Here is a 19,876-nt window from a genome sequence, read left to right on the forward strand (position 1 = left end):
GCGCCCTTCCGTTAGTTACCAAGCGCGCTGATTACTGAAGCAGTTTCAGTACAGCGGATGGCAGCTGGTTAGCCTGCGACAGGATCGCGGTGGAAGCCGACTGCAGGGTTTGTTGCTTGGTCAGTTCGGCGGTTTCGGAAGCGAAGTCGACGTCCTGAACGGTGGAACGTGCAGCGGTGGAGTTCTTCTGAATGTTCTGCAGGTTGTCTGCAGTGGTAGTCAGACGGTTCTGGGTAGCACCCAGGCCCGAACGAACGCCGTCGATGGTGCCGATGGCTTTGTCGATTACTGCCAGGGCGTTTTGCGCCTTGGTCGCGTCGGTCACGTCGGTTTGAGCGATGGTGGTTTTGGTCGACGAAACGGTAGCGCCAGCGAACAAGTCCGAAACACCGTTAGCGGCGTCGCTCAGCGAGTAGCCTTTAGCCGAATCGAGGGAAACTTGACCGGTCACAACGATCGCAGGAGCACCCAGCGCAGCCGGGGTAGCGAATGCGCCAGCGCCATCTTTCGCGCCAACCAGGATGTTCGCCTGAGCGTTGGCATCAGCGCCAGCGAACGACAGGTTTTCGCCGGAATCCGACTTAACCGACAGGCTCTTATTAGCTTCGTCGTAGTTGACGCTGATGCCCAGCTTGGCAGCGTTGGACTTCAGTTGGTCAGCCAGGCCAGCCAGATCGGTAACACCGACGAAGGACACAGCACCACTGTTACCTACAGCCAGGGTGAAGTTCGAAGGTGTGGCAGCACCCACTTCCAGCTTCACTTCGGTGCTGGCGGTAGCGGTCAGGCCACCGATCGAACCGTTCAGGCCGGCAGCGATGTCTTTTGCCGAGGCAGCAGCAGCGTAGTTAACCGTTTTGGTTTGGCCGTTGCCAGTAACAGTGATGGCACCGCCAGCCAGGCCTGTAGGGCTAGGCGCGATGGCCTTGCTTTTAACCTGCTGCGAACCGATGGTGTTGGCCGAAACGTTTTCCAGGCTCAGGTTGATAGTTTCGTTGGCGTTGGCGCCAACCTGGATAGCCTTGGTACCGTACGAACCGTCCAGCAGCTTTTGGCCACCGAAAGTAGTGGTTTGCGAGATACGGGTCAGTTCCGAAGTCAGGGCCTGGTATTCGTCGTTGTTCGACTTACGGTCGTCGGCGCTCAGGGAGCCGGTAGCCGAGGACAGGGCCAGAGTACGCATTTTTTGCAGGATGTCGGTCGAAGCCTGCATCGCGCCTTCAGCGGTCTGAGCGATGGAGATGCCGTCGTTCACGTTTTTTACAGCTTGGCCCAGGCCGTTGATTTGGCTGGTCAGGCGGTTAGCGATCTGCAGGCCGGCAGCGTCGTCTTTAGCGCTGTTGATACGCAGGCCGGAAGACAGGCGCTGCATGGAAGTGGCCAGGGCGCCGCCAGCTTTGTTCAGGTTGCCCTGAGTCGTGATGGAAGCAATGTTGGTGTTTACTGTTAAAGCCATGACGAAATCCTCGTTGGATGGATACTGCGGCTTCCGGCCCTGGCAACCGCCGGGTGTGGCCTGAGAACCTACGTAATAGTTATCGTCGTGGTAGCCGGTTGCTTGAGGGTTTTTTTGATTTTTTTTACTAGCCCTGTGCCAGCCCTTGTATTTCAACGGCTTACGCAGTCATAAAACCTCGGTTTCATTGGCTTTTCTGGCGCCAATAAAAAACGCCGATGATCATTCGATCATCGGCGTTTTTCATGAAGCCGCTAAAGCATTACGGACGATAGAGAATCGCCGAGCCCCACGACAGCCCCACACCAAAACCGCTGATTGCCACGCGCTTCCAGGTGGCGTCCATCACGTGTTTTTCCAGCAGCAACGGAATGCTCGATGACACGGTATTGCCGGTCTCGACCATGTCCTTGATGAACTTGTCCACCGGCGCTTCTTCAAAGCGGCGCGCCACGGCGTCGACGATGGCCGCGCTGCCCTGGTGGATACAGAACGCATCAATGTCATCTGCCTTGAGGTCCGACTCATTGAGCAGCTCGTGCAAGTGTGCCGGCACCTTGAGCAAGGCGAAGTTGAACACCTGGCGGCCGTTCATGAAGAACACACCATCGCTGACCTTCAAGTGCGGCGCGCCGGAACCGTCGGTACCGAACTTGGATTTGCCCAGCAACCACGGCGCGTCCTCGCCCATCCAGGTGGCGGTGGCAGCATCGCCGAACAGCATGGTGGTGTTGCGGTCTTCCGGGTCGACGATCTTGGAGTACGGGTCGGCAGTGATCAGCAGGCCGTTTTTAAGGCCGGCGGCTTCCATGAAGCCTTTCATCGCGTAGATGCCGTACACGTAGCCGGAGCAGCCCAGGGAAATATCGAAGGCGGCAACGTGAGTCGGCAGGCCCAATTTGTCCTGGACGATGGCGGCGGTGTGGGGCAAGCCCTCTTCATCGCCGTTCTGGGTGACGACGATCAGCGCGTCGATGGACTCGCGCTTCAAATCCGGGTTGTTGGCAAACAATGCATTGACGGCTTCGACGCACAGGTCGGAAGTCTCCTGTGCAGCTTCCTTGCGCGGCAGGAAGGCCGAACCGATCTTGCCGATGATGAACTCTTCATCCTTGGCGAATTTGGCACCCTGGGCGTAGTTATCGATCCCGTCTGCCGGCACGTAACTGGCGATGCTTTTTATGCCAATCATTGTGGCTTCCCAATACTAAATAGCTGGAGAACACCCCTCGGACTACGCCGGGAGTGCTGACAATAAAGGGGATAACCCCATGAAAATCTCGCTGAAAGCCGCCCGATAAAGGCCCTGTGACGACTTATCCTTTTCACACGATACAGTGAAGATGCGCTTTATGACTCACAGGTCACTCAATTTTGCGCGCTTTGTGCAAAAACCGGCAACATTTCCAGGCCAGAAACGACAACGGCCTCCCCTGTCGCCAGGGGAGGCCGTTGTTCATTGCGACGATTACATGCGACTGAACAGGTTCAGCTGGGAGATTTTAACGAACGCCAGTTGCGAGGCCTGCAACATGGTTTGCTGCAACGTGAGGTTGATCGCCGCTTCGCCCATGTCAATGTTCGCCAGGTCGCTCATAGTGCTTTTGTTTGCAGTGCCGATACTGATGTTTTCCGCCGACTGGATATCCAGTGCAGCTTCGCGGGCCCCGATAGAACCGCGCACGTTGTCGACCTGGGCACGTGAATTGGCAAAATTACTGATGGAAGCGTCGAGCGCATCCTTGAGCTTGACCATCGCCGCCGGGTTGCCGTCGGCCGGTTGCTCCAGCGCCTTGCGCAGTTGGCTCAGGGTATCCAGCGCGTTCTGGGTCTTGGCAGTGCTGGCAGCGACCGCAAACTGATCGCCGGCTTGCGGTGTGCCGCTGACATCAAAGATCACGCCTGCTGCCGTCACGGTCGTACCGCCACCGGTGTCGCCGGTTGCGATCGCTTTGCTGTCGGCGCTATAGGGCTGGGCATAGACTTCATACGCCGTGCCACTGGTGAACTTGATCACCGCCCCGCTGTTAGCCGGGAACGTACTGGCATAGGTGGCCGGGTTGCTCACCTGCGCATTCGTCAGCTGCGCAGTGGAGGTATTACTGGGCGTGCGCGAAACACTGAAGGTGTCGGGCTTGGCGGCCAGGCTGAACGACCGGTCCTTGACCAACGCATCGGCGTCCGGCCCCGTCGCTATATCCTTGAGATCCACCGCAATATCAAAATTCACGCCGCGCAGGCTCACGGTGGAGCCGCCTTCCTTGGTGGAATCAAAGGTGCCGTTGCCAGGGATCTCCGACGTGACGTCATTACCGTTCTTGTCGGAGACCTTGTACTGGGTGCTGCTGGTAAAGGTCAGCTTGTATGGCTCGCCATCGGCGAATTTATTCGTGTAATCCGAGCCTGAAGTCACCAGGCCGGCCGACACTGAGACTTTATGATCATTGGGCACTGGCGCCGTTGCCGGCGGCACGATGGCAGGTGCGATCCAGGTCGCCTGGGTGCGGCCCGAGTTAACGGCACCGTCCATGATGCTCTTGCCGGTGTCACCGGCACTGACTCTCAGGGAATCGGAAACCTGCAGGCTTAGCGGCGTTTCATCACCCTGATAGGTGTAGGTCCCGTCGCTGTTACGGCTGTAGGGCGGCGTCGAGGTCTTGGAGCCGGAAAACAGATAGTTGCCCGAGGAATCCTTGCTGTTAAGCAAGCCCAGCACTTGGTCTTCAAGCGCACCGATCTGGCCGGCAATCGACTTGCGGTCGGCATCGCTGCGCGAACCGCCCGCTTCAATGGCCAAGGTACTGGCCGCCTGCAGCGCCTCGTTGATTGCCCCCAATACGCTTTCCTCGTTGGTCAACGAGTTCTTCAAACTGGTGATATTGCCGTTGAACTGCCCGAGCATGTCCTTCTGCTGTTGCAGCAACAACAACCTCGCCGCCGCCACCGGGTCATCCGCTGCGGTCTGCACGCGCACACCGGAACTGGCCTGCTCCTGGGCCTTCACCACGCTGGAATAGTTGTCCGTGTACTTGGCGGCACTGGTTTCAAAATACTGTGCAGTGGAAATACGCATCGTCCCAGACTCCCTTAAAGACTATTGATCAGCGTGCTGAAGGTTTCTTGCGCAGCCTTGATGATCTGCGACGAGGCGGTGTAGTACTGCTGGAATTTGATCATGTCGCCCGCCTCTTCATCGAGGTTGACCTGGGACACGGAGTTGCGCGCATCCTGGTTGGCCTTGAGCAAGGCGCCCGTGGCCGTGGTGTCGGTATTGGCCGACGCGGCCTTGGCCCCGACGGTCGACACCAGGCGACTGTTGGCCGCCACTAGGCTCACTCCGCCGCCACTGCCATCGGACAGGCCGACCGTGGCTTTGGTCTGCAAGTCGAGCAACGCCTGGGCGTTACGGTTATCCGACTTGCCCGAGGCGTTGAAGGAAAACGTGGTGCTGTCGCCAGCGGCGGGCGACCCGGCGACCGTGGTATCGAATTTGAAGCTTTTGGCCGGCACCAGCAGCGTGCCGTTGGCATCCCGCATCGGCACGTCGACCGTGATTTTGTTGCCTTGGCCCGGCACGATGGTGCCGGTGCCAATCGGGTTGCCCTGGGCATCGTTGAGCGTGTAGCCCTGGGTACCGTCGGCGGCCGGCTTGCCGAATACCATCTTCACTGGCATCGAGTGCTCAATGCCGGTACGCAGTTGCGCGGTATCGGCGCCACCATGAATATCGATAGGCAGGGTTAGGGTCGGCGGTGTAAAGGTGCCGGTACCCTGGTTGGTCTTGCTGCCCTCGCCCAGCAATGGCCCGGCGAACGCGATTTTATTGGCGTCCGTCAAAGTCGTGCCGATGTTGGTGGCCCCGCTGGCGGTAGGACTGACTTTGAAACTATCGCCCGCCGCCATCGGCCCCTTGCCATCCAGCGCCAGGGTGAAGCCATCGATCACCGGCGGCGGCGCGGTATTGGTGTCGAACGCGCCCATGGCCTTGCCGTCGGAACGCACCACCGTGTAGTTGTTGCCGCTGGTAAAGGTCACTTTGTAGTCGTAGGTCGACAGCTTGCTGGTGTCGGCAATGGTCACATTCAAATTGCCGGAGCCCGTGCTGTTGCCCAGCGCGCCCTGACTGCGCTGAGCAATGGCCGCCGCGCTGTTGATGTCCTTGAACAGCGATGAGCCGAAGTCACCGTTCAAGTCCAGGCCCTGCCCCAGTTGGCTGTTGATGGTATCGGCTGTCGCCAGGGCGATACGCCCCAAGTCATTGATGGCCGGCATCAGGGCATCACTGCGATAACGCAACAGGCCGCCGATGCTGCCCCCACTGAGCACGTTGCCCAGGTCGATCGCCGTACCGCCGCCAGCATTGAGCGCAATGGTGTACTGGCTTGGGTCGCTAGCGCTCGGCACTGCCGAGAGGGTGTTGGGCCGGTCGCCCAATACCAGGGATTGGCCCGTGCCGGTGCTGACGCTGAACACACCATTCTGTTCACTGGTGGTCACACCCACCAGTTCATTGAGCGAGCGCACCGCCTCGTTACGGGCGTCCAGCAGGTTGGCCGGGGCGCTGTTGCTTGAGCCCTGGGCCTGGGTGATCTGCTTGTTGAGCGAAGCAATCGAGGAGGTCAACTGGTTGACCTGGTCACTCATGGTGCTCAACTGGCCATTGATCGACTCTTTCTGTTGAGTCAATTGGCTGGAGATGGCGTTGAAACGGTTACTCAGGGTCTGGGCGCTGGTCAGCAGCACTTGCCGGGCAGACACGTCGCTGGGGTTGGCCGCAGAGGTCTGCACAGCGGCAAAAAACGCGCTGAGTACCGAAGACATGCCGGTTGTCTTGTCCGACAAGGTCTTGTCGATAGCGCTGGCCTGGCTGGAATAAGCCTTGGCATCGTTATTGAGCGCCGTGCTGTTCTGGTAGGCCGCGTCCAGGAACTCGTTATAGACCCGACGCACATCCGCCAGCGTGGTGCCGCTGCCAATGTACACACCGCCGTAGGGGTTGTTGGCACTCGCATTCTGCGTGGTCTGCTGGCGCGAATAACCCGAGGTGTTGGCGTTGGCGATGTTATTACTCAAGACCGACAACGATCCTTGAGCGGCATTGAGCCCTGACATCCCGATACTGAGCAAACTCATGGTTCAGACCTTATAAATGTGTGGTTGCGCCAGCGGCAGCGTAGTTCTGGTAACTGTTCATGGTTTTTGCGATCTGCGAAATCTTGCTGGCGTAATCCGGGTCGGTTGCATAACCGGCTTTTTGCAACTCGCGTACAAACTGTTCCGGGTTGTCGGCTGATTTCACAACTTCTTTATAGCGATCATGGCTTTGCAGCAGGGTCACGAGGTCGTGGAAGCTGTCCTGGTAGGAGCTGTAGGAACGGAATTGCGCCGTTTCCTTGACCATCGCCCCATCGCGAAACTCGCTGGTGATCGCCCGGGCCTGACCGCCCTGCCAGCTCTGCCCGGCCTTGATGCCGAACAGGTTGTGGCTGCTGCTGCCGTCTTCGGCACGCATGACTGATTTGCCCCAACCGGTTTCCAGTGCCGCCTGGGCCACCAGGTACTTGGGGTCGATACCAATCCGTGCGGCAGCGGCCTTGGCCATCGGCAACATGGTGGCGACAAATTCATCCTGGGAGCTGAAGGCTTTCTTGGCCGGCGCCAGCGGTGGCTGGGCAATGGCGCGGCCATACACCTGCATGCGCCCGCTCGGCACGGCAAAGCTACGCGCGCTGCTGTTGATGACCGTGTCGTCGGCAGCGCTGTTACGCAGGGGCGCGGCTTTGGCTTCGACCGGAGCGTTCGGCACGATGCCCGCCAGCAGGCGGTCGGCCAGCTTGCTGGGCAAGGCGATACGGCGCTGGTTCATCAGTTCCATGTCGTTGGCATGGGTGCTGGCGCCCTCAGGCACGGCCACGCGATACGCCCACAAAGGCCGCTGGCCATTGGAGCGGCCCAACGGGCCTTCGGCCTGGGTACCGGCGGCAATCTCGGTCGGCACATCGACTTTCTTCACCGGCGCGTCCGCCGCCGGGCCTTGCAAGGTGGCGGCCTGGGCCTCCACCGGCTTGTTCTTCTGCATCTGGCGCATCAGCACATCGGCCAGGCCGATACCGCCACCTTCGCGGGACATCGATACCGCCAGTTGCTGGTCGTACATTTCCTGGTACTGCTTGGCGGCCGGGGTGTTCAGCGGGTTGTCCTTGCCCAGGGCATCGGTGGCCGAGCGCATGGACTTGAGCATCTCGTTCAAAAACAGCGATTCGAACTCCTGCGCCACCTTGCGCAGGTTGCCTTCGCTGTTTTTGTCGTCACCGACTTTGAGCTGGTTAAGCCGGTTCAGGTCGGAGTAAGACCCCGAGTCTGCCGTGCTGCTGATGCCGCTCTTGCGCATATCCATGGCCATGGCCTCAGATCACGATCAGGTCGGCTTGCAACGCGCCGGCCTGCTTCAAAGCTTCGAGGATCGCCATCAAGTCGCCGGGCGCAGCGCCCACCTGGTTCACCGCACGGACAATCTCGTCCAGGGTGGTGCCGGGGCCGAACTTGAACATCGGCTTGGCTTCTTGCTGGGCATTGACGCGCGAGCGCGGGACCACGGCAGTCTGGCCACCGGACAACGGCCCAGGCTGGCTGACGATCGGGTCTTCAGTGATGGTCACCGTCAGGCTGCCGTGGGTTACCGCCGCTGGCGAGACCTTGACGTTCTGGCCGATCACGATGGTTCCGGTGCGCGAGTTGATGATGACTTTCGCTACGGCCTGGCCTGGGTCCACTTCAAGGTTTTCCAGGATCGACAGGTAGTCCACGCGCTGGCTCGGGTCCAAAGGCGCAGTGACGCGAACCGAGCCGCCGTCGATAGCCTGGGCCACGCCAGGGCCGAGCATGTCGTTGATCTTGTCGACCACGCGCTTGGCGGTGGTGAAGTCGGAGCGGTTGAGGTTCAGGGTCAGGCTGTTGCCCTGGTTGAAACCACTCGGCACGGTGCGCTCAACCGTGGCGCCACCGGGGATACGCCCGGCCGACGGCACGTTGACGGTGATCTTCGAACCATCGCGGCCTTCGGCGTCAAAACCGCCGACCACCAGGTTGCCCTGGGCGATGGCGTAGACGTTGCCGTCGATACCTTTGAGCGGCGTCATCAGCAAGGTACCGCCACGCAGGCTCTTGGAGTTACCCATGGACGACACGGTGATGTCCACCACCTGCCCCGGCTTGGCGAACGCAGGCAGATCGGCGCTGATCGACACCGCCGCGACGTTCTTCAACTGCACGTTGCCCGAGCCTGGCGGTACCTTGATGCCGAACTGGGAGAGCATGTTGTTGAAGGTTTGCAGGGTGAACGGCGTCTGGGTGGTCTGGTCACCCGTGCCGTTGAGCCCCACGACCAGGCCATAGCCGATCAACTGGTTGGAGCGCACGCCGGAAATACTGGCGATGTCCTTCAGGCGCTCGGCCTGGGCCACAGCACTCAAGGCCAGCAAAAGCGCCATCGCCATCAGCTGTTTGAACTTCAAAATGGCCACCTAGAAAGGGAACAGCGGGCTGAGGAAGAAGCGGTCGAACCAGCCCGGCTGGCTCGCATCGGCGAACGAACCGGTGCCCGAGTAGGTAATGCGTGCATCGGCAATGCGCGTCGACGGCACGGTGTTGTCGGTGGAGATGTCATCGGCGCGGACCATGCCGGCGATGCGCACCAGCTCGTCGCCGGTGTTGAGGGTCATCCACTTTTCACCGCGCACGGCAATGATGCCGTTGGGCAATACATCGGCGACGGTCACGGTGATCGAACCGGTCAGGCTGTTGCCCTGCCCGGCCGCGCTCTTGCCGTTGGTGGCGCGGTCGCCGCTGTAGCCGGCGTCCAGGCTCAGGTCACCACCGCCCAGTGGGTTGTTGGTGTTCAGGCCGCCGCCGAACAGCGAGGTCAGGCCGATGCTGGTCTTGCTGTTCTTGCCGATCTGCGAGTTGGCGTTCTTGCTGGCCTGGGTCTTCTCGTTCAGGGTGATGGTGATGATGTCACCGACCCGGAACGCCTTGCGGTCGCTGTACAGGTTCTGCTCGAAACCGGCCTGGTAGATCGAGCCATTGTTGGCCGCCGCAGGCAGCGGCGTGCGTGGCAACACCGGCGCGTAGTACGGGTCATTGGGCTTTGGCGTGGGGGCGACACAGCCCGCAAGCACGGCGATCCCACTCAATGCCAACACACAAACATAGCGATTCATGACCCTAACCTCACGGTGTTGCAGGCCCCCTCAAGGGCGCCCCATAGACTTGATTACAGATTCTGCGTAACGAACGAAAGCATCTGGTCGGCGGTGGAAATCACCTTGGAGTTCATCTCGTAGGCGCGCTGGGTGGTGATCATGTTGACCATCTCCTCAACGGTGCTGACGTTGGAGGTTTCCAGGGTGCTTTGCAGCGTGGTGCCGAAGCCGTTCAAGCCAGGGGTGCCGATTTGCGGCGCGCCACTGGAGGCGGTTTCCAGGAACAGGTTGTTGCCCATGGCCTGCAGGCCGGCCGGGTTGATGAAGTCGGCGGTTTGCAGGTTGCCGATCACCTGGGACGCTGGGTTGCCAGCGACGGTGATGGACACGGTGCCGTCGTTGCCAACGGTGAAGGTCTTGGCGTCGGGCGGCACCACGACAGCAGGCTCCAGGGCGAAACCGTTGGCGGTCACGATCTGGCCGTTGGAGTCCAGGTGGAAGGTGCCGTCACGGGTGTAAGAAGTGGTGCCATCCGGTTGCAGCACTTGAAAAAAGCCCCGGCCGTTGATCGCCATGTCCAGGGGCTGGCCGGTTTGCTGCAGGTTGCCGGCGCTGAAGTTTTTCTGGGTGCCGACGATCTGCACACCGGTACCCAGTTGCAGGCCCGACGGCAGTTCGCTGTCCTGGGTCGATTGGGCGCCCGGTTGCTTCTTGATCTGATAGAGCAAGTCCTGGAACTCGGCGCGGTCACGTTTGAAGCCCGTGGTCGACACGTTTGCCAGGTTGTTGGAAATGGTCGTCAGGTTGGTGTCCTGGGCGGACAGGCCTGTCTTGGCAACCCATAGAGCCGGAAGCATGCTGTTCTCCTTCGTGCGCCGGATGGTTGGCGCTACGTTGCAAATTAGTTAATGGGCTCGGATCAGCTCATCTGCATGACGCGCGTCATGGCCTGGTCGTCTTCTTTAGCGCTGTTCATCATCTTGATGTGCAGCTCGAACTGCTTGGCCAGCGCCAGCACTGCGGTCATTTCTTCCACGGCATTGACGTTGCTTGCCTGCAGGAAACCCGAGGTCAGCCGCACGTTCGCGTCGGCCTGGGCCGGTTGGCCATCCTTGGTGTGGATGGTGCCGTCCAGGCCCTTGGTCATGTTCTTGAGGTCAGGCTGGACCATCTTGATACGGTCCACTTCAGCCATTACTCGCGGGCCTTCGCCCATGGCGCGGATGCTGATAGTGCCGTCCGAACCCACTTCGATTTTCTGCTGGGGCGGCACGGCGATCGGGCCACCGTTGCCCATGATCGGCATACCGTTGCCGGCACGCAGCACGCCCAAGGCATCCACGTTCATGCTGGCGCTGCGCACGTAGGCTTCGCCGCCATCCGGGGTCTGCACCGCCATCCAGCCGTCGCCGCTGACGGCTACGTCCAGGTCGCGGCCGGTCTCGATCATCGCGCCCGGTGAAAAGTCGGTAGCCGGACGTTCGGTCATGGCAAACGCCCGCGCCGGAAAGCTGTCACCGAACACCGGCATCGAACGCGCCTGTTCCAGGTCGCGCTGAAAGCCGTTGGTGGAAATGTTCGCCAGATTGTTGGCATGGGCCTTCTGCGCCAGTGCATTCTGGCTGGCGCCGGTCATTGCCACATAAAGGTACTTGTCCACGCTCTATCCTCTTTCTGACGGACGCTTGCCGCCCACCGCTGTACTGAGGAGGCTTAAGCAATTTGCGAACCAACTTTTCAAAAGAGGCGCAAACCCAGGCGCGGCGGGGGTTTCGTGGAGGTATGTGAAATTGGCAGGGGAGAAACAGTCGAAAAAACGGCGGACTACTGCCGCCTGCGGCAAACACCGGCCTTAAATCCGGTACAGATCAAAGCCGGCTTGCCTGCGATAGCGTTGGTTCAGTGACAGACTCATTGACGGACATGCCGCCATCGCGGGCAAGCCCGCTCCCACAGGGGATTGATGCCGGGCGCTGATGCCGTGGGCAATACCCAACCAATGTGGGAGCTGGCTTGCCTGCGATAGCGGTGGTTCAGTGACAGACTCATTGACTGACACGCCGCCTTCGCGGGCAAGCCCGCTCCCACAGGGGATTGATGCCGGGCGCTGATGCCGTGGGCAATACCCAACCAATGTGGGAGCTGGCTTGCCTGCGATAGCGGTGGTTCAGTGACAGACTCATTGACTGACACGCCGCCATCGCGGGCAAGCCCGCTCCCACAGAGGATTGATGCTGGGCGTTGATTCCGTGGGCAATACCCAACCAATGTGGGAGCTTGCCTGCGATAGCGGTTGGGCAGGAACTGATATGCCAACTGACAGTCCGTTATCGCCGGCAAGCCAGCTCCCACCGTTTTAACTACGATCGGCCTTGAGCACTTCGTAATCACGCAGTTTGTTGGCAATGGTGGTGTGCGACACCCCCAGGCGCTTGCCCAACTGGCGACTGCTCGGGTGTTCGGCGTACAGGCTTTCCAACACCGCCTTTTCAAAGCGCCCGACGATATCCTCCAGGCTACCCTCCAGGGAAAAATCGCCCAGCGGCTGACGCACGCCATAATCGGGCAAGCGAATATGCTCAACCTTGACCGTGCCGCCTTCGCACAACGACACCGCTTGGAACAGCACGTTTTCCAGCTGCCGCACATTGCCCGGCCAGTGGTAGTGGCTGAGCTTGTCCATGGCCGCAGGTGCAAGCTTGGGCAGTGGGCAACCGATCTGCCGACTGGCCTGGTCGAGAAAGTGCTCGACCAACGGCGCAAGGCCATCCAGGCATTCGCGCAACGGCGGAATATGCAAAGACAGCACATTCAGCCGGTGATAAAGGTCCTGACGAAACTCACCCCGGGCGCAGAGTTCCGACAAGTCCACCTGGGTCGCGCAGATCACCCGCACGTCCAGGTACACCTCTTCATCACTGCCCACCCGGCGAAAACAACCGTCCTGCAGAAAGCGCAGCAGCTTGACCTGCAAGCGCGCGCTCATTTCTCCCACGCCATCCAGGAACAAGGTACCGCCCGCCGTCAGCTCAAGCAGGCCCAACTTACCTTCCGCCCGCGCCCCTTCAAATGCGCCGGGGCCGTAGCCAAACAGTTCGGTCTCGGCCATCGACTCGGGCAACCCCGCGCAGTTGAGCGCCATCAACGGCGACTGCCCGCGCGGGCTGGCCAAGTGGCAGGCCCGGGCCAACAGCTCCTTGCCGGTGCCGGTTTCGCCTTCTATTAATAGTGGCGCATCCAGGGGCGCCATGCGTCGCGCTTCACGTACCACTGCGGCCATGACCTTGGAGCTCTGGAAGATGCTGTCGAAACCGCGCAGCTCTTGCTTGCGCACGTTATAGATACGCTCACCGACACGGTCGGCACGGTGCAGGGTGAGCACGGCGCCGGCCATGGCTTCACTGTCATCGTGCTCGGAGGATTGCAGGGGCGCGATGTCCGCCAGAAATACGTCGCCCTTGACCTTGACCCGCAGGCCATTGATTCGCGATTTGCTGGCGCGCACCAGTTCCGGCAGGTCGAAATCCTCGGCGTAACGCGACAGGGGAATCCCCGGCACTTCATCCACCCGTACGCCAAGCAACTGCGCCGCCGCACGGTTGGCGGCCACGATGGAGCCGCCCATATCAATGGACAGCACCGGGAACTCCAGGGCGCCGAGCAACGCATTGAGCTCCATATGCCGCCGCTCACTGGGCATCAGCCCTACCCGCTTGACCCCGAACACCCCGGCAATCGCCTCGAACTGCGGGCGCAACGCCTGGAATTGCATGTTCACCAGGTTGGGGCAGAACAGGTAGATGGCATTGCCGTGCTCGCCGCCGACTTCGCCCTTGGCGACGTTGACGCCGTACTCCACCAGCAGGTTGAGGATGTCCCGCAGGATGCCGATGCGGTTCTGGCAGTGCACTTTGATACGCATGGAAAGACTCGAAAAGGGAGTAGGCGCCGCGTCTTTTTGTCGCCGGGCGCAGATAGTCGTCAAGATTATGTGACAGCGCGGTGACTTTTCCCAGCCCATGGCTGCGACGAGCGGGCCTGTCGTAACGAATACTTTACGATAATCGGTAATTTTTCCTACGCTAGTCCGTTAAGGCTGATGGAAACCGGCGCCTATCCGGTTATCAATAGGAGCATCCCAGGACATAACAAGAACGAATGCCTAGCAGGAGAGCCGTATGAAGCAGACGCACTACGTGGCCCGCGAGCCCGATGCGCAAGGTTTTATCCACTACCCGCCAGAAGAACATGCGGTGTGGAACACCCTGATCACTCGCCAATTGAAAGTGATCGAGGGCCGCGCCTGCCAGGAATACCTGGACGGTATCGACAAGCTCGGCCTGCCTCTGGACCGCATTCCCCAGTTGGGCGAAATCAACAAGGTGCTGGCCGACACCACCGGCTGGCAAGTCGCCCGCGTGCCGGCGCTGATCCCCTTCCAGACCTTTTTTGAATTACTGGCCAGCAAGCAGTTTCCGGTGGCGACTTTTATTCGCACCCGTGAAGAATTGGACTACCTGCAAGAGCCGGATATTTTTCACGAGATCTTTGGCCACTGCCCGCTGCTGACCAACCCCTGGTTCGCTGAATTCACCCACACCTACGGCAAGCTCGGCCTGGCGGCCACCAAGGAGCAACGGGTGTACCTGGCGCGCCTGTACTGGATGACTATCGAGTTCGGCCTGGTGGACACGCCCCAGGGCCGGCGTATCTACGGTGGCGGCATTCTGTCGTCGCCTAAAGAAAGTGTGTATTGCCTGTCGGACGAGCCTGAGCACCAGGCCTTTGATCCGCTGGAAGCGATGCGCACCCCCTATCGCATCGACATCCTGCAACCGTTGTACTTCGTCTTGCCCGAACTCAAGCGCCTGTTCGACGTGGCGCAGGAGGACATCATGGGCATGGTCGAGCGCGGTATGCAGTTGGGTCTGCACGCACCGAAATTCCCACCCAAGCCCAAAGCCGCGTGAACCTTGCGTTTTAAGGCCAGGTGAGTCTGTTCCCTGGCCCCGCGTTGCTTTAGGGTAACGCCACTGACCTTCAATCATTCGAATTCAGGACACCTTCCATGACCACCTTGAACCAAGCCCACTGCGAAGCCTGCCGCGCCGATGCCCCGCAAGTCAGCGATGAAGAACTGCCGGTGCTGATCAAGCAGATCCCTGACTGGAACATCGAAGTGCGCGACGGCGTGATGCAGCTGGAAAAGGTTTTCCTGTTCAAGAACTTCAAATTCGCCCTGGCCTTCACCAACGCCATGGGTGAAATCTCCGAAGCCGAAGGCCATCACCCAGGCCTGCTCACCGAGTGGGGCAAAGTCACCGTGACCTGGTGGAGCCACTCTATCAAGGGTCTGCACCGCAACGACTTCATCATGGCCGCGCGCACCGACGAAGTGGCCAAGACTGCCGAGGGCCGCAAGTAATGCATTTCGATGCCATCGACCGCGTGCCCGGCGACCCGATCCTCGGGCTGATGGACCTGTATGCTCAGGACGCCAACCCGAACAAGTTCGACCTGGGCGTAGGTGTCTATAAGGACGACCAAGGCCTCACGCCGATTCCTCACTCGGTGAAGCTGGCGGAACAGCGCCTGATCGACACTCAAGTGACCAAAACCTATATCGGTGGCCATGGCGATGCGGCCTTTGGCAGCCTGATCAGCGAACTGGTGCTCGGCGCCGACTCGGCCTTGCTGCGTGACCGCCGCGCTGGCGCCACGCAAACCCCAGGCGGCACCGGCGCCCTGCGCTTGAGTGCCGACTTTATCGCCCACAGCCTGCCGGGCCGTGGCGTGTGGCTGAGCAACCCGACCTGGCCGATCCACGAAACCATTTTTGCCAAGGCCGGGCTCAAGGTCAGCCATTACCCTTACGTGGGCAGTGACAACCGCCTGGATGTGGCGGCGATGCTGGCAACCCTGTCCAGCGTGCCCAAGGGCGACGTGGTATTGCTGCACGCGTGCTGCCATAACCCGACCGGCTTTGACCTGTCCCAGGATGACTGGCGCCAGGTCTTGCAGATCGTGCGTGAACGCCAGTTGCTGCCGCTGATCGACTTCGCCTACCAGGGCTTTGGCGATGGCCTGGAGCAGGACGCCTGGGCGGTGCGCCTGTTTGCCGCCGAGCTGCCGGAAGTGCTGATCACCAGTTCGTGCTCGAAAAACTTCGGCCTGTATCGCGACCGCGTGGGTGCATTGATCGTGTGTGCGGCGGATGCTGAAAAGCTCACCGATGTGCGTAGCCAACTGGCGAATATCGCTCGCAACCTGTGGTCGACACCGCCGGATCACGGTGCCGCCGTGGTGGCGACCATCCTCGGTGATGCACGGTTGAAAAAGCAGTGGAGCGAGGAAGTCGAGGCCATGCGTTCGCGGATCGCCCATTTGCGCGCAGGATTGGTGGAAGCGCTTGCGCCCCATGGCCTGGCCGAGAAATTCGCACATATCGGCGCGCAGCGTGGGATGTTTTCCTATACCGGCTTGAGTGCCGAGCAGGTCAAGCAACTGCGCGAAAAGCACAGTGTGTATATGGTCAGTTCGGGGCGGGCTAACGTGGCTGGGGTTGATGCGACGCGCTTGACGTTGCTGGCTCAAGCCATCGCCGACGTTTCCAACTGAAGCAACAGGATTAACTGTGGGAGCTGGCTTGCCTGCGATGGCGGTGCTTCAGTTGCAAATTAATTGCCTGACCCGCCGCCATCGCGGGCAAGCCCGCTCCCACATTTGAATCGTGGGGTGTCAGGTAGATCAGCGTCGGCTGTCAGGCCGTCACGGGAGCAAGCTCCCTCGCCACAGGTTCAGCCAGCGACCATTTCGGCCTTTAGCAGTGCCTCTTTGGCCTGCGCATCCGCCAACCGATACAACTCGATATGCCCATCCCAGTGCTCGATCAATGCCGTGCACGACTCCACCCAGTCCCCGCAGTTGAGGTAATCCACCTCGCCCACCTTGCGAATCTCGGCATGGTGAATATGCCCGCACACCACCCCGTGCAATTCCCGTTTGGTCACCTCGTGGGCGATCGCCTCTTCGAAATCGCTGATAAAACTCACCGCCGTCTTGACCTTGTGTTTCAGGTACGCCGACAGCGACCAATAACCGTAGCCATACCGCGCACGCCAGTGGTTCAGCCAGCGGTTCAGCGTCAGGGTGAATTCGTAGGCCGAGTCGCCGAGGAAGGCGAGCCAGCGGTGATAGCGCGTGATCACATCAAACTGGTCGCCATGAATCACCAGCAAATGGCGGCCATCGGCGGTGACGTGTACAGCCTCATCGACCAACTGAATATTGCCCAGGATCAGCTTGGAATAGCGACGCAGGAACTCGTCATGGTTGCCGGTGACATAGATCACCTCGGTGCCACGCTTGGCCATGGTCAGCAAGCGGCGGATCACGTTGGTGTGGGCTTGAGGCCAATACATGCCGCCGCGCAGTTTCCAGCCGTCGATGATGTCACCGACCAGGTAGACCTTGTCGGCGTGGTAGCCCTTGAGAAAGTGCGACAGGTGTTCGGCCTGGCAATCCCGAGTGCCCAGATGCACGTCGGAAATCCACAGGGTTCGCACCCGTTGCTTGCGGCTGGGCTTGGTGAACTCGGCACGGGTCATGGGCATCCCTCGACGCTGTTTTGGCGAGCTTGCGCCTTGGCGATTAATAGCCCATGACAAGCGTGCGTCAGTCTGATGACAGCGCCCGCGGCCCGCCAAGCGTTGTAGACTGACGGCTTGCCGCCCTGGAGACCGCGATGAGCCCGACCCTCACGCTACGCCACTACCTCGAAGCGCCCATTGCCCACAGCCATGAGCATGCGCAGTTGGTGTTCGGCCTTTCCGGGCACCTGGACCTGGAAGTCGATGGCCGTGGCAGCCAGGTGCGCGAAAGCAGCGTGATGGTGCTGCCCTTCTCCGCCCACCACGCCTGCATCAGCCGCGATGGCAGCCGCTGCCTGGTGCTGGATGTGCCGACCGAGCACTGGGTGGTGCAATCCTTGGGCGAACATGCCGATGCCAGCCGCCGCTTGCTCGACCAACCCGCGCGCCTGGCGCTGGATGCCCGGCAACACCAGTTAGTGCAGTGGCTGGCACAAAGCCCGGTGCACGACCCGCTGATCGTCCAGCAAGGTGCCGTGTTGTTACTGGCCAGCCTCAACCACCCTCAGGCCCAACCGCTGCCTGGCCGACGCCTGCCTTATGCCGCGTTCAATACCCATATCGAGCGCCATGCGGCGCGTCCGCTCCAGGTGGCCGACCTGGCGCGAATTGCCGATTTGTCCGTGCCGCGCCTGCATGCACGGTTTATGGCTGAGTGCGGGCAAACGCCGATGGACTATCTACGCAGTCGCCGCTTGCACATGGCGCTCAGGCTTTTACGCGAAACCTCCCTGCCCATCGGCGAGATTGCCGAGCGCGTCGGCTACGCCTCGCAAAGTGCCTTTTGCGCGGCCATGCTTCGGGCGTTTGGCGCCTCGCCCGGTGCGTTGCGTCGAGCGGGCTAGCAAGAGTCTTGCGCTAAAAATCACCCCACCCGCGACAGACGCCCACCCGCCAACCCTCTAGACTGCGAGGCTCTCACCCCCTGTTGGATCAAGGATCGCAATGACTCCCCGCTCAGCCCTTGGCGCCCTGCATATCGGCGCATTGATGTTTGGCCTCACTGGCGTGTTCGGCAAGCTGGCGGCGGCCTCCCCCGCCATCATCGTATTTGGCCGGGCGGCGTTTGCCGTGCTGGCACTGGCGGTCTTTGCGCGCTTTGCCAGCAACGCTCCCTGGAAAAAACTGGAGATGCGTGACTGGCGCCGGCTGCTGGTCAGCGGTGTGTTGTTGGCTGCCCATTGGGTGACGTTCTTTATCGCCGTCAAAGTCGCCGGCGTGGCCGTGGCGACCCTGGGGTTCACCGCGTTTCCGGCCTTTACGGTGATCCTTGAGGGGCTGATTTTCCGCGAGCGTATTCGGCCCAATGAAGTGCTGCTGGTCGCCCTTGTTACCGTTGGCCTGGTGCTGGTCACCCCCGATTTCGACCTCGCCAGCCAAGCCACCGGCGGGCTGCTCTGGGGGATCGCCTCGGGCCTGTTGTTCTCGTTGTTGTCGTTGAACAATCGCGCCAGTTCCGGGCGAATTCCAGCGGTACAGGCCGCGCTGTGCCAGAACGTCGTGGTCGCCGCGTGCCTGCTGCCCGTAGCCGCGCCGGGGTTGGCGGATGTACGTGGGATAGATTGGCTGTGGATCGGACTGCTGGGGGTGTTCTGTACCGGCCTGGCCCATAGCCTGTTTGTCGCCAGCCTCGCGGTGATCAAGGCGCGCACCGCGTCGGTGGTGTTTGCCATGGAACCCGTCTACGGCATCACCGTGGCCTGGCTGTTGTTTGCCGAAACCCCGACCCTGCGCATGCTGCTGGGCGGCGCCTTGATCATCGTCGCCATCGTGCTCTCCGGCCTGATGGGCAGCGCCAGCCAGGCCAAACAGCCGGCAGCCACAGCCTGATCTATACTTTAAACGTCCGCAACAGTCTGTAGTCGTTCAACGGATAAAGACTCCTCGACGACAGCCATGGTGTTTTCTGAAGTTGCTGCAAGCGAGTGGTCATCCCTCAATGCGATGCAGGAGCTTCATCATGGAAATGCTCATCAGCTTGCTGGTTCAGATTATCAGTGGTGCCGTCGGCGGCAACATCGCTGGCATGACCAAACAAGGTCTGGGGACCGGACTCAATACTTTCCTCGGCGGGGTCGGTGGCCTCGTGCTGGGCCAGGTTGTCGCCGCACTTACGGGCACCACCAGCGGCGAAGCGCTGGATATGGCCGCGGTTGGCAGCAATATTGTCGGCGGTGGTGTCGGTGGGTTGGTGCTGACGTGGGTGGTCGGGTTTATCAAGCAAAAACTCGCCGCCAAATAGCGAGAGGGGTCACCGTCCTCCAGTGGCGGTGACCTTCATTGCGTACGATCGTTATGGCCCAGGTCGCGCTCGGGATCAATCTGGTCGCGCACTCGTTGCTTGAGCACCTTGGCCTCGGGAAAACCGCCATCGGCCTTGCGCTCCCAAATCTGCACGCCATCGCAGGTAATGCGAAAGGCCCCGCCGGTGGCCGGTTCCAGTGCCACGCGCCCCAAGTCATCGGCAAAGGTGCTGAGTAGCTCCTGGGCCAGCCACGCGGCGCGCAGCAACCACTGGCACTGGGTGCAATAGGTGATCACGATCTCGGGTTTGCATGCAGACATCATTA

At 60.7% G+C, this 19,876-nt stretch carries 18 protein-coding genes; 6 read left to right on the forward strand and 12 right to left on the reverse strand.

Annotated features, from left to right (window positions below; all coding sequences use genetic code 11):
• Positions 1–31: 31 nt before the first annotated feature.
• The 10 genes from CLM72_RS19430 to CLM72_RS19475 form a co-directional block, all read right to left on the reverse strand.
• Positions 32–1,456, reverse strand: coding sequence for a flagellin (locus CLM72_RS19430; RefSeq protein ID WP_105227620.1), 1,425 nt, complete (start codon positions 1,454–1,456; stop codon positions 32–34).
• 262 nt (positions 1,457–1,718) lie between these two features.
• Entirely contained in the window at positions 1,719–2,648 is a 930-nt protein-coding gene (locus tag CLM72_RS19435; protein ID WP_003192977.1) for a ketoacyl-ACP synthase III, read from the reverse strand.
• 276 nt (positions 2,649–2,924) lie between these two features.
• A complete protein-coding gene (locus CLM72_RS19440; RefSeq protein ID WP_105227622.1) occupies positions 2,925–4,529 on the reverse strand; it encodes a flagellar hook-associated protein 3 in 1,605 nt (534 codons plus the stop codon).
• A 14-nt stretch (positions 4,530–4,543) separates the two neighbouring features.
• The gene (gene flgK, locus CLM72_RS19445) at positions 4,544–6,589 is read right to left on the reverse strand and encodes a flagellar hook-associated protein FlgK (RefSeq protein ID WP_105227624.1); all 2,046 of its coding nucleotides are present in this window, start codon (positions 6,587–6,589) and stop codon (positions 4,544–4,546) included.
• A 10-nt stretch (positions 6,590–6,599) separates the two neighbouring features.
• Positions 6,600–7,859, reverse strand: coding sequence for a flagellar assembly peptidoglycan hydrolase FlgJ (gene flgJ, locus CLM72_RS19450; RefSeq protein ID WP_105227626.1), 1,260 nt, complete (start codon positions 7,857–7,859; stop codon positions 6,600–6,602).
• Between the two features lie 4 nt (positions 7,860–7,863).
• Entirely contained in the window at positions 7,864–8,973 is a 1,110-nt protein-coding gene (locus CLM72_RS19455; protein ID WP_161793221.1) for a flagellar basal body P-ring protein FlgI, read from the reverse strand.
• 6 nt (positions 8,974–8,979) lie between these two features.
• Positions 8,980–9,675: a flagellar basal body L-ring protein FlgH gene (gene flgH / locus CLM72_RS19460; protein WP_034126774.1), complete on the reverse strand. Its 696-nt coding sequence runs from the start codon at positions 9,673–9,675 to the stop codon at positions 8,980–8,982.
• Between the two features lie 53 nt (positions 9,676–9,728).
• Positions 9,729–10,514, reverse strand: coding sequence for a flagellar basal-body rod protein FlgG (gene flgG / locus CLM72_RS19465; RefSeq protein WP_003192986.1), 786 nt, complete (start codon positions 10,512–10,514; stop codon positions 9,729–9,731).
• Positions 10,515–10,576: 62 nt separating this feature from the next.
• A complete protein-coding gene (locus CLM72_RS19470) occupies positions 10,577–11,317 on the reverse strand; it encodes a flagellar basal body rod protein FlgF (protein ID WP_003192988.1) in 741 nt (246 codons plus the stop codon).
• A 696-nt stretch (positions 11,318–12,013) separates the two neighbouring features.
• Positions 12,014–13,579 carry a sigma-54-dependent phenylalanine hydroxylase transcriptional regulator PhhR gene (locus tag CLM72_RS19475; RefSeq protein ID WP_003192990.1) on the reverse strand — a complete coding sequence of 522 codons (1,566 nt, stop codon included), beginning with the start codon at positions 13,577–13,579 and terminating at the stop codon, positions 12,014–12,016.
• Positions 13,580–13,835: 256 nt separating this feature from the next.
• Between CLM72_RS19475 and phhA the strand changes: the two genes are divergently transcribed.
• The 3 genes from phhA to CLM72_RS19490 all read left to right on the forward strand — a co-directional run bounded on the left by phhA (position 13,836) and on the right by CLM72_RS19490 (position 16,275).
• Complete coding sequence (gene phhA / locus CLM72_RS19480; RefSeq protein WP_003192992.1) at positions 13,836–14,627, forward strand: phenylalanine 4-monooxygenase; 792 nt, start codon at positions 13,836–13,838, stop codon at positions 14,625–14,627.
• 98 nt (positions 14,628–14,725) lie between these two features.
• Positions 14,726–15,082: a 4a-hydroxytetrahydrobiopterin dehydratase gene (locus tag CLM72_RS19485; protein ID WP_003192995.1), complete on the forward strand. Its 357-nt coding sequence runs from the start codon at positions 14,726–14,728 to the stop codon at positions 15,080–15,082.
• A complete protein-coding gene (locus CLM72_RS19490; RefSeq protein WP_105227628.1) occupies positions 15,082–16,275 on the forward strand; it encodes an amino acid aminotransferase in 1,194 nt (397 codons plus the stop codon). The genes CLM72_RS19485 and CLM72_RS19490 overlap by 1 nt, the downstream gene beginning before the upstream one ends.
• Before the next feature lie 179 nt (positions 16,276–16,454).
• Here the strand turns inward: CLM72_RS19490 and CLM72_RS19495 are convergent, their stop codons facing one another.
• A complete protein-coding gene (locus tag CLM72_RS19495) occupies positions 16,455–17,264 on the reverse strand; it encodes a UDP-2,3-diacylglucosamine diphosphatase (RefSeq protein ID WP_014719368.1) in 810 nt (269 codons plus the stop codon).
• A gap of 137 nt (positions 17,265–17,401) precedes the next feature.
• On the opposite strand from CLM72_RS19495, the gene CLM72_RS19500 reads away from it, so the two are divergent.
• The 3 genes from CLM72_RS19500 to CLM72_RS19510 all read left to right on the forward strand — a co-directional run bounded on the left by CLM72_RS19500 (position 17,402) and on the right by CLM72_RS19510 (position 19,548).
• Positions 17,402–18,151, forward strand: coding sequence for an AraC family transcriptional regulator (locus tag CLM72_RS19500; protein ID WP_105227630.1), 750 nt, complete (start codon positions 17,402–17,404; stop codon positions 18,149–18,151).
• Between the two features lie 100 nt (positions 18,152–18,251).
• Positions 18,252–19,136 carry a DMT family transporter gene (locus tag CLM72_RS19505; protein WP_105227632.1) on the forward strand — a complete coding sequence of 295 codons (885 nt, stop codon included), beginning with the start codon at positions 18,252–18,254 and terminating at the stop codon, positions 19,134–19,136.
• A 130-nt stretch (positions 19,137–19,266) separates the two neighbouring features.
• On the forward strand, positions 19,267–19,548 hold the full coding sequence (locus tag CLM72_RS19510) for a hypothetical protein (RefSeq protein ID WP_105227634.1): 282 nt from the start codon (positions 19,267–19,269) through the stop codon (positions 19,546–19,548).
• Positions 19,549–19,583: 35 nt separating this feature from the next.
• Here CLM72_RS19510 and CLM72_RS19515 read toward each other — a convergent pair whose 3' ends face one another.
• A complete protein-coding gene (locus CLM72_RS19515; RefSeq protein ID WP_073527233.1) occupies positions 19,584–19,871 on the reverse strand; it encodes a SelT/SelW/SelH family protein in 288 nt (95 codons plus the stop codon).
• Positions 19,872–19,876 lie beyond the last annotated feature (5 nt).

Source organism: Pseudomonas sp. MYb193 (assembly GCF_002966775.1).
GTDB lineage: Bacteria > Pseudomonadota > Gammaproteobacteria > Pseudomonadales > Pseudomonadaceae > Aquipseudomonas > Aquipseudomonas paracarnis.

Excerpts from the sequence above, each read along its gene's own strand:
- CLM72_RS19495 (WP_014719368.1), bottom strand. The coding sequence starts at position 17,264 with ATGACCCGTGCCGAGTTCACCAAGCCCAGCCGCAAGCAACGGGTGCGA.
- CLM72_RS19485 (WP_003192995.1), top strand. The coding sequence starts at position 14,726 with ATGACCACCTTGAACCAAGCCCACTGCGAAGCCTGCCGCGCCGATGCC.
- CLM72_RS19505 (WP_105227632.1), top strand. The coding sequence starts at position 18,252 with ATGACTCCCCGCTCAGCCCTTGGCGCCCTGCATATCGGCGCATTGATG.
- CLM72_RS19500 (WP_105227630.1), top strand. The coding sequence starts at position 17,402 with ATGAGCCCGACCCTCACGCTACGCCACTACCTCGAAGCGCCCATTGCC.
- flgJ (WP_105227626.1), bottom strand. The coding sequence starts at position 7,859 with ATGGCCATGGATATGCGCAAGAGCGGCATCAGCAGCACGGCAGACTCG.
- flgG (WP_003192986.1), bottom strand. The coding sequence starts at position 10,514 with ATGCTTCCGGCTCTATGGGTTGCCAAGACAGGCCTGTCCGCCCAGGAC.
- CLM72_RS19515 (WP_073527233.1), bottom strand. The coding sequence starts at position 19,871 with ATGTCTGCATGCAAACCCGAGATCGTGATCACCTATTGCACCCAGTGC.
- CLM72_RS19475 (WP_003192990.1), bottom strand. The coding sequence starts at position 13,579 with ATGCGTATCAAAGTGCACTGCCAGAACCGCATCGGCATCCTGCGGGAC.
- CLM72_RS19430 (WP_105227620.1), bottom strand. The coding sequence starts at position 1,456 with ATGGCTTTAACAGTAAACACCAACATTGCTTCCATCACGACTCAGGGC.
- flgK (WP_105227624.1), bottom strand. The coding sequence starts at position 6,589 with ATGAGTTTGCTCAGTATCGGGATGTCAGGGCTCAATGCCGCTCAAGGA.
- CLM72_RS19490 (WP_105227628.1), top strand. The coding sequence starts at position 15,082 with ATGCATTTCGATGCCATCGACCGCGTGCCCGGCGACCCGATCCTCGGG.
- CLM72_RS19510 (WP_105227634.1), top strand. The coding sequence starts at position 19,267 with ATGGAAATGCTCATCAGCTTGCTGGTTCAGATTATCAGTGGTGCCGTC.
- phhA (WP_003192992.1), top strand. The coding sequence starts at position 13,836 with ATGAAGCAGACGCACTACGTGGCCCGCGAGCCCGATGCGCAAGGTTTT.
- CLM72_RS19440 (WP_105227622.1), bottom strand. The coding sequence starts at position 4,529 with ATGCGTATTTCCACTGCACAGTATTTTGAAACCAGTGCCGCCAAGTAC.
- flgH (WP_034126774.1), bottom strand. The coding sequence starts at position 9,675 with ATGAATCGCTATGTTTGTGTGTTGGCATTGAGTGGGATCGCCGTGCTT.
- CLM72_RS19435 (WP_003192977.1), bottom strand. The coding sequence starts at position 2,648 with ATGATTGGCATAAAAAGCATCGCCAGTTACGTGCCGGCAGACGGGATC.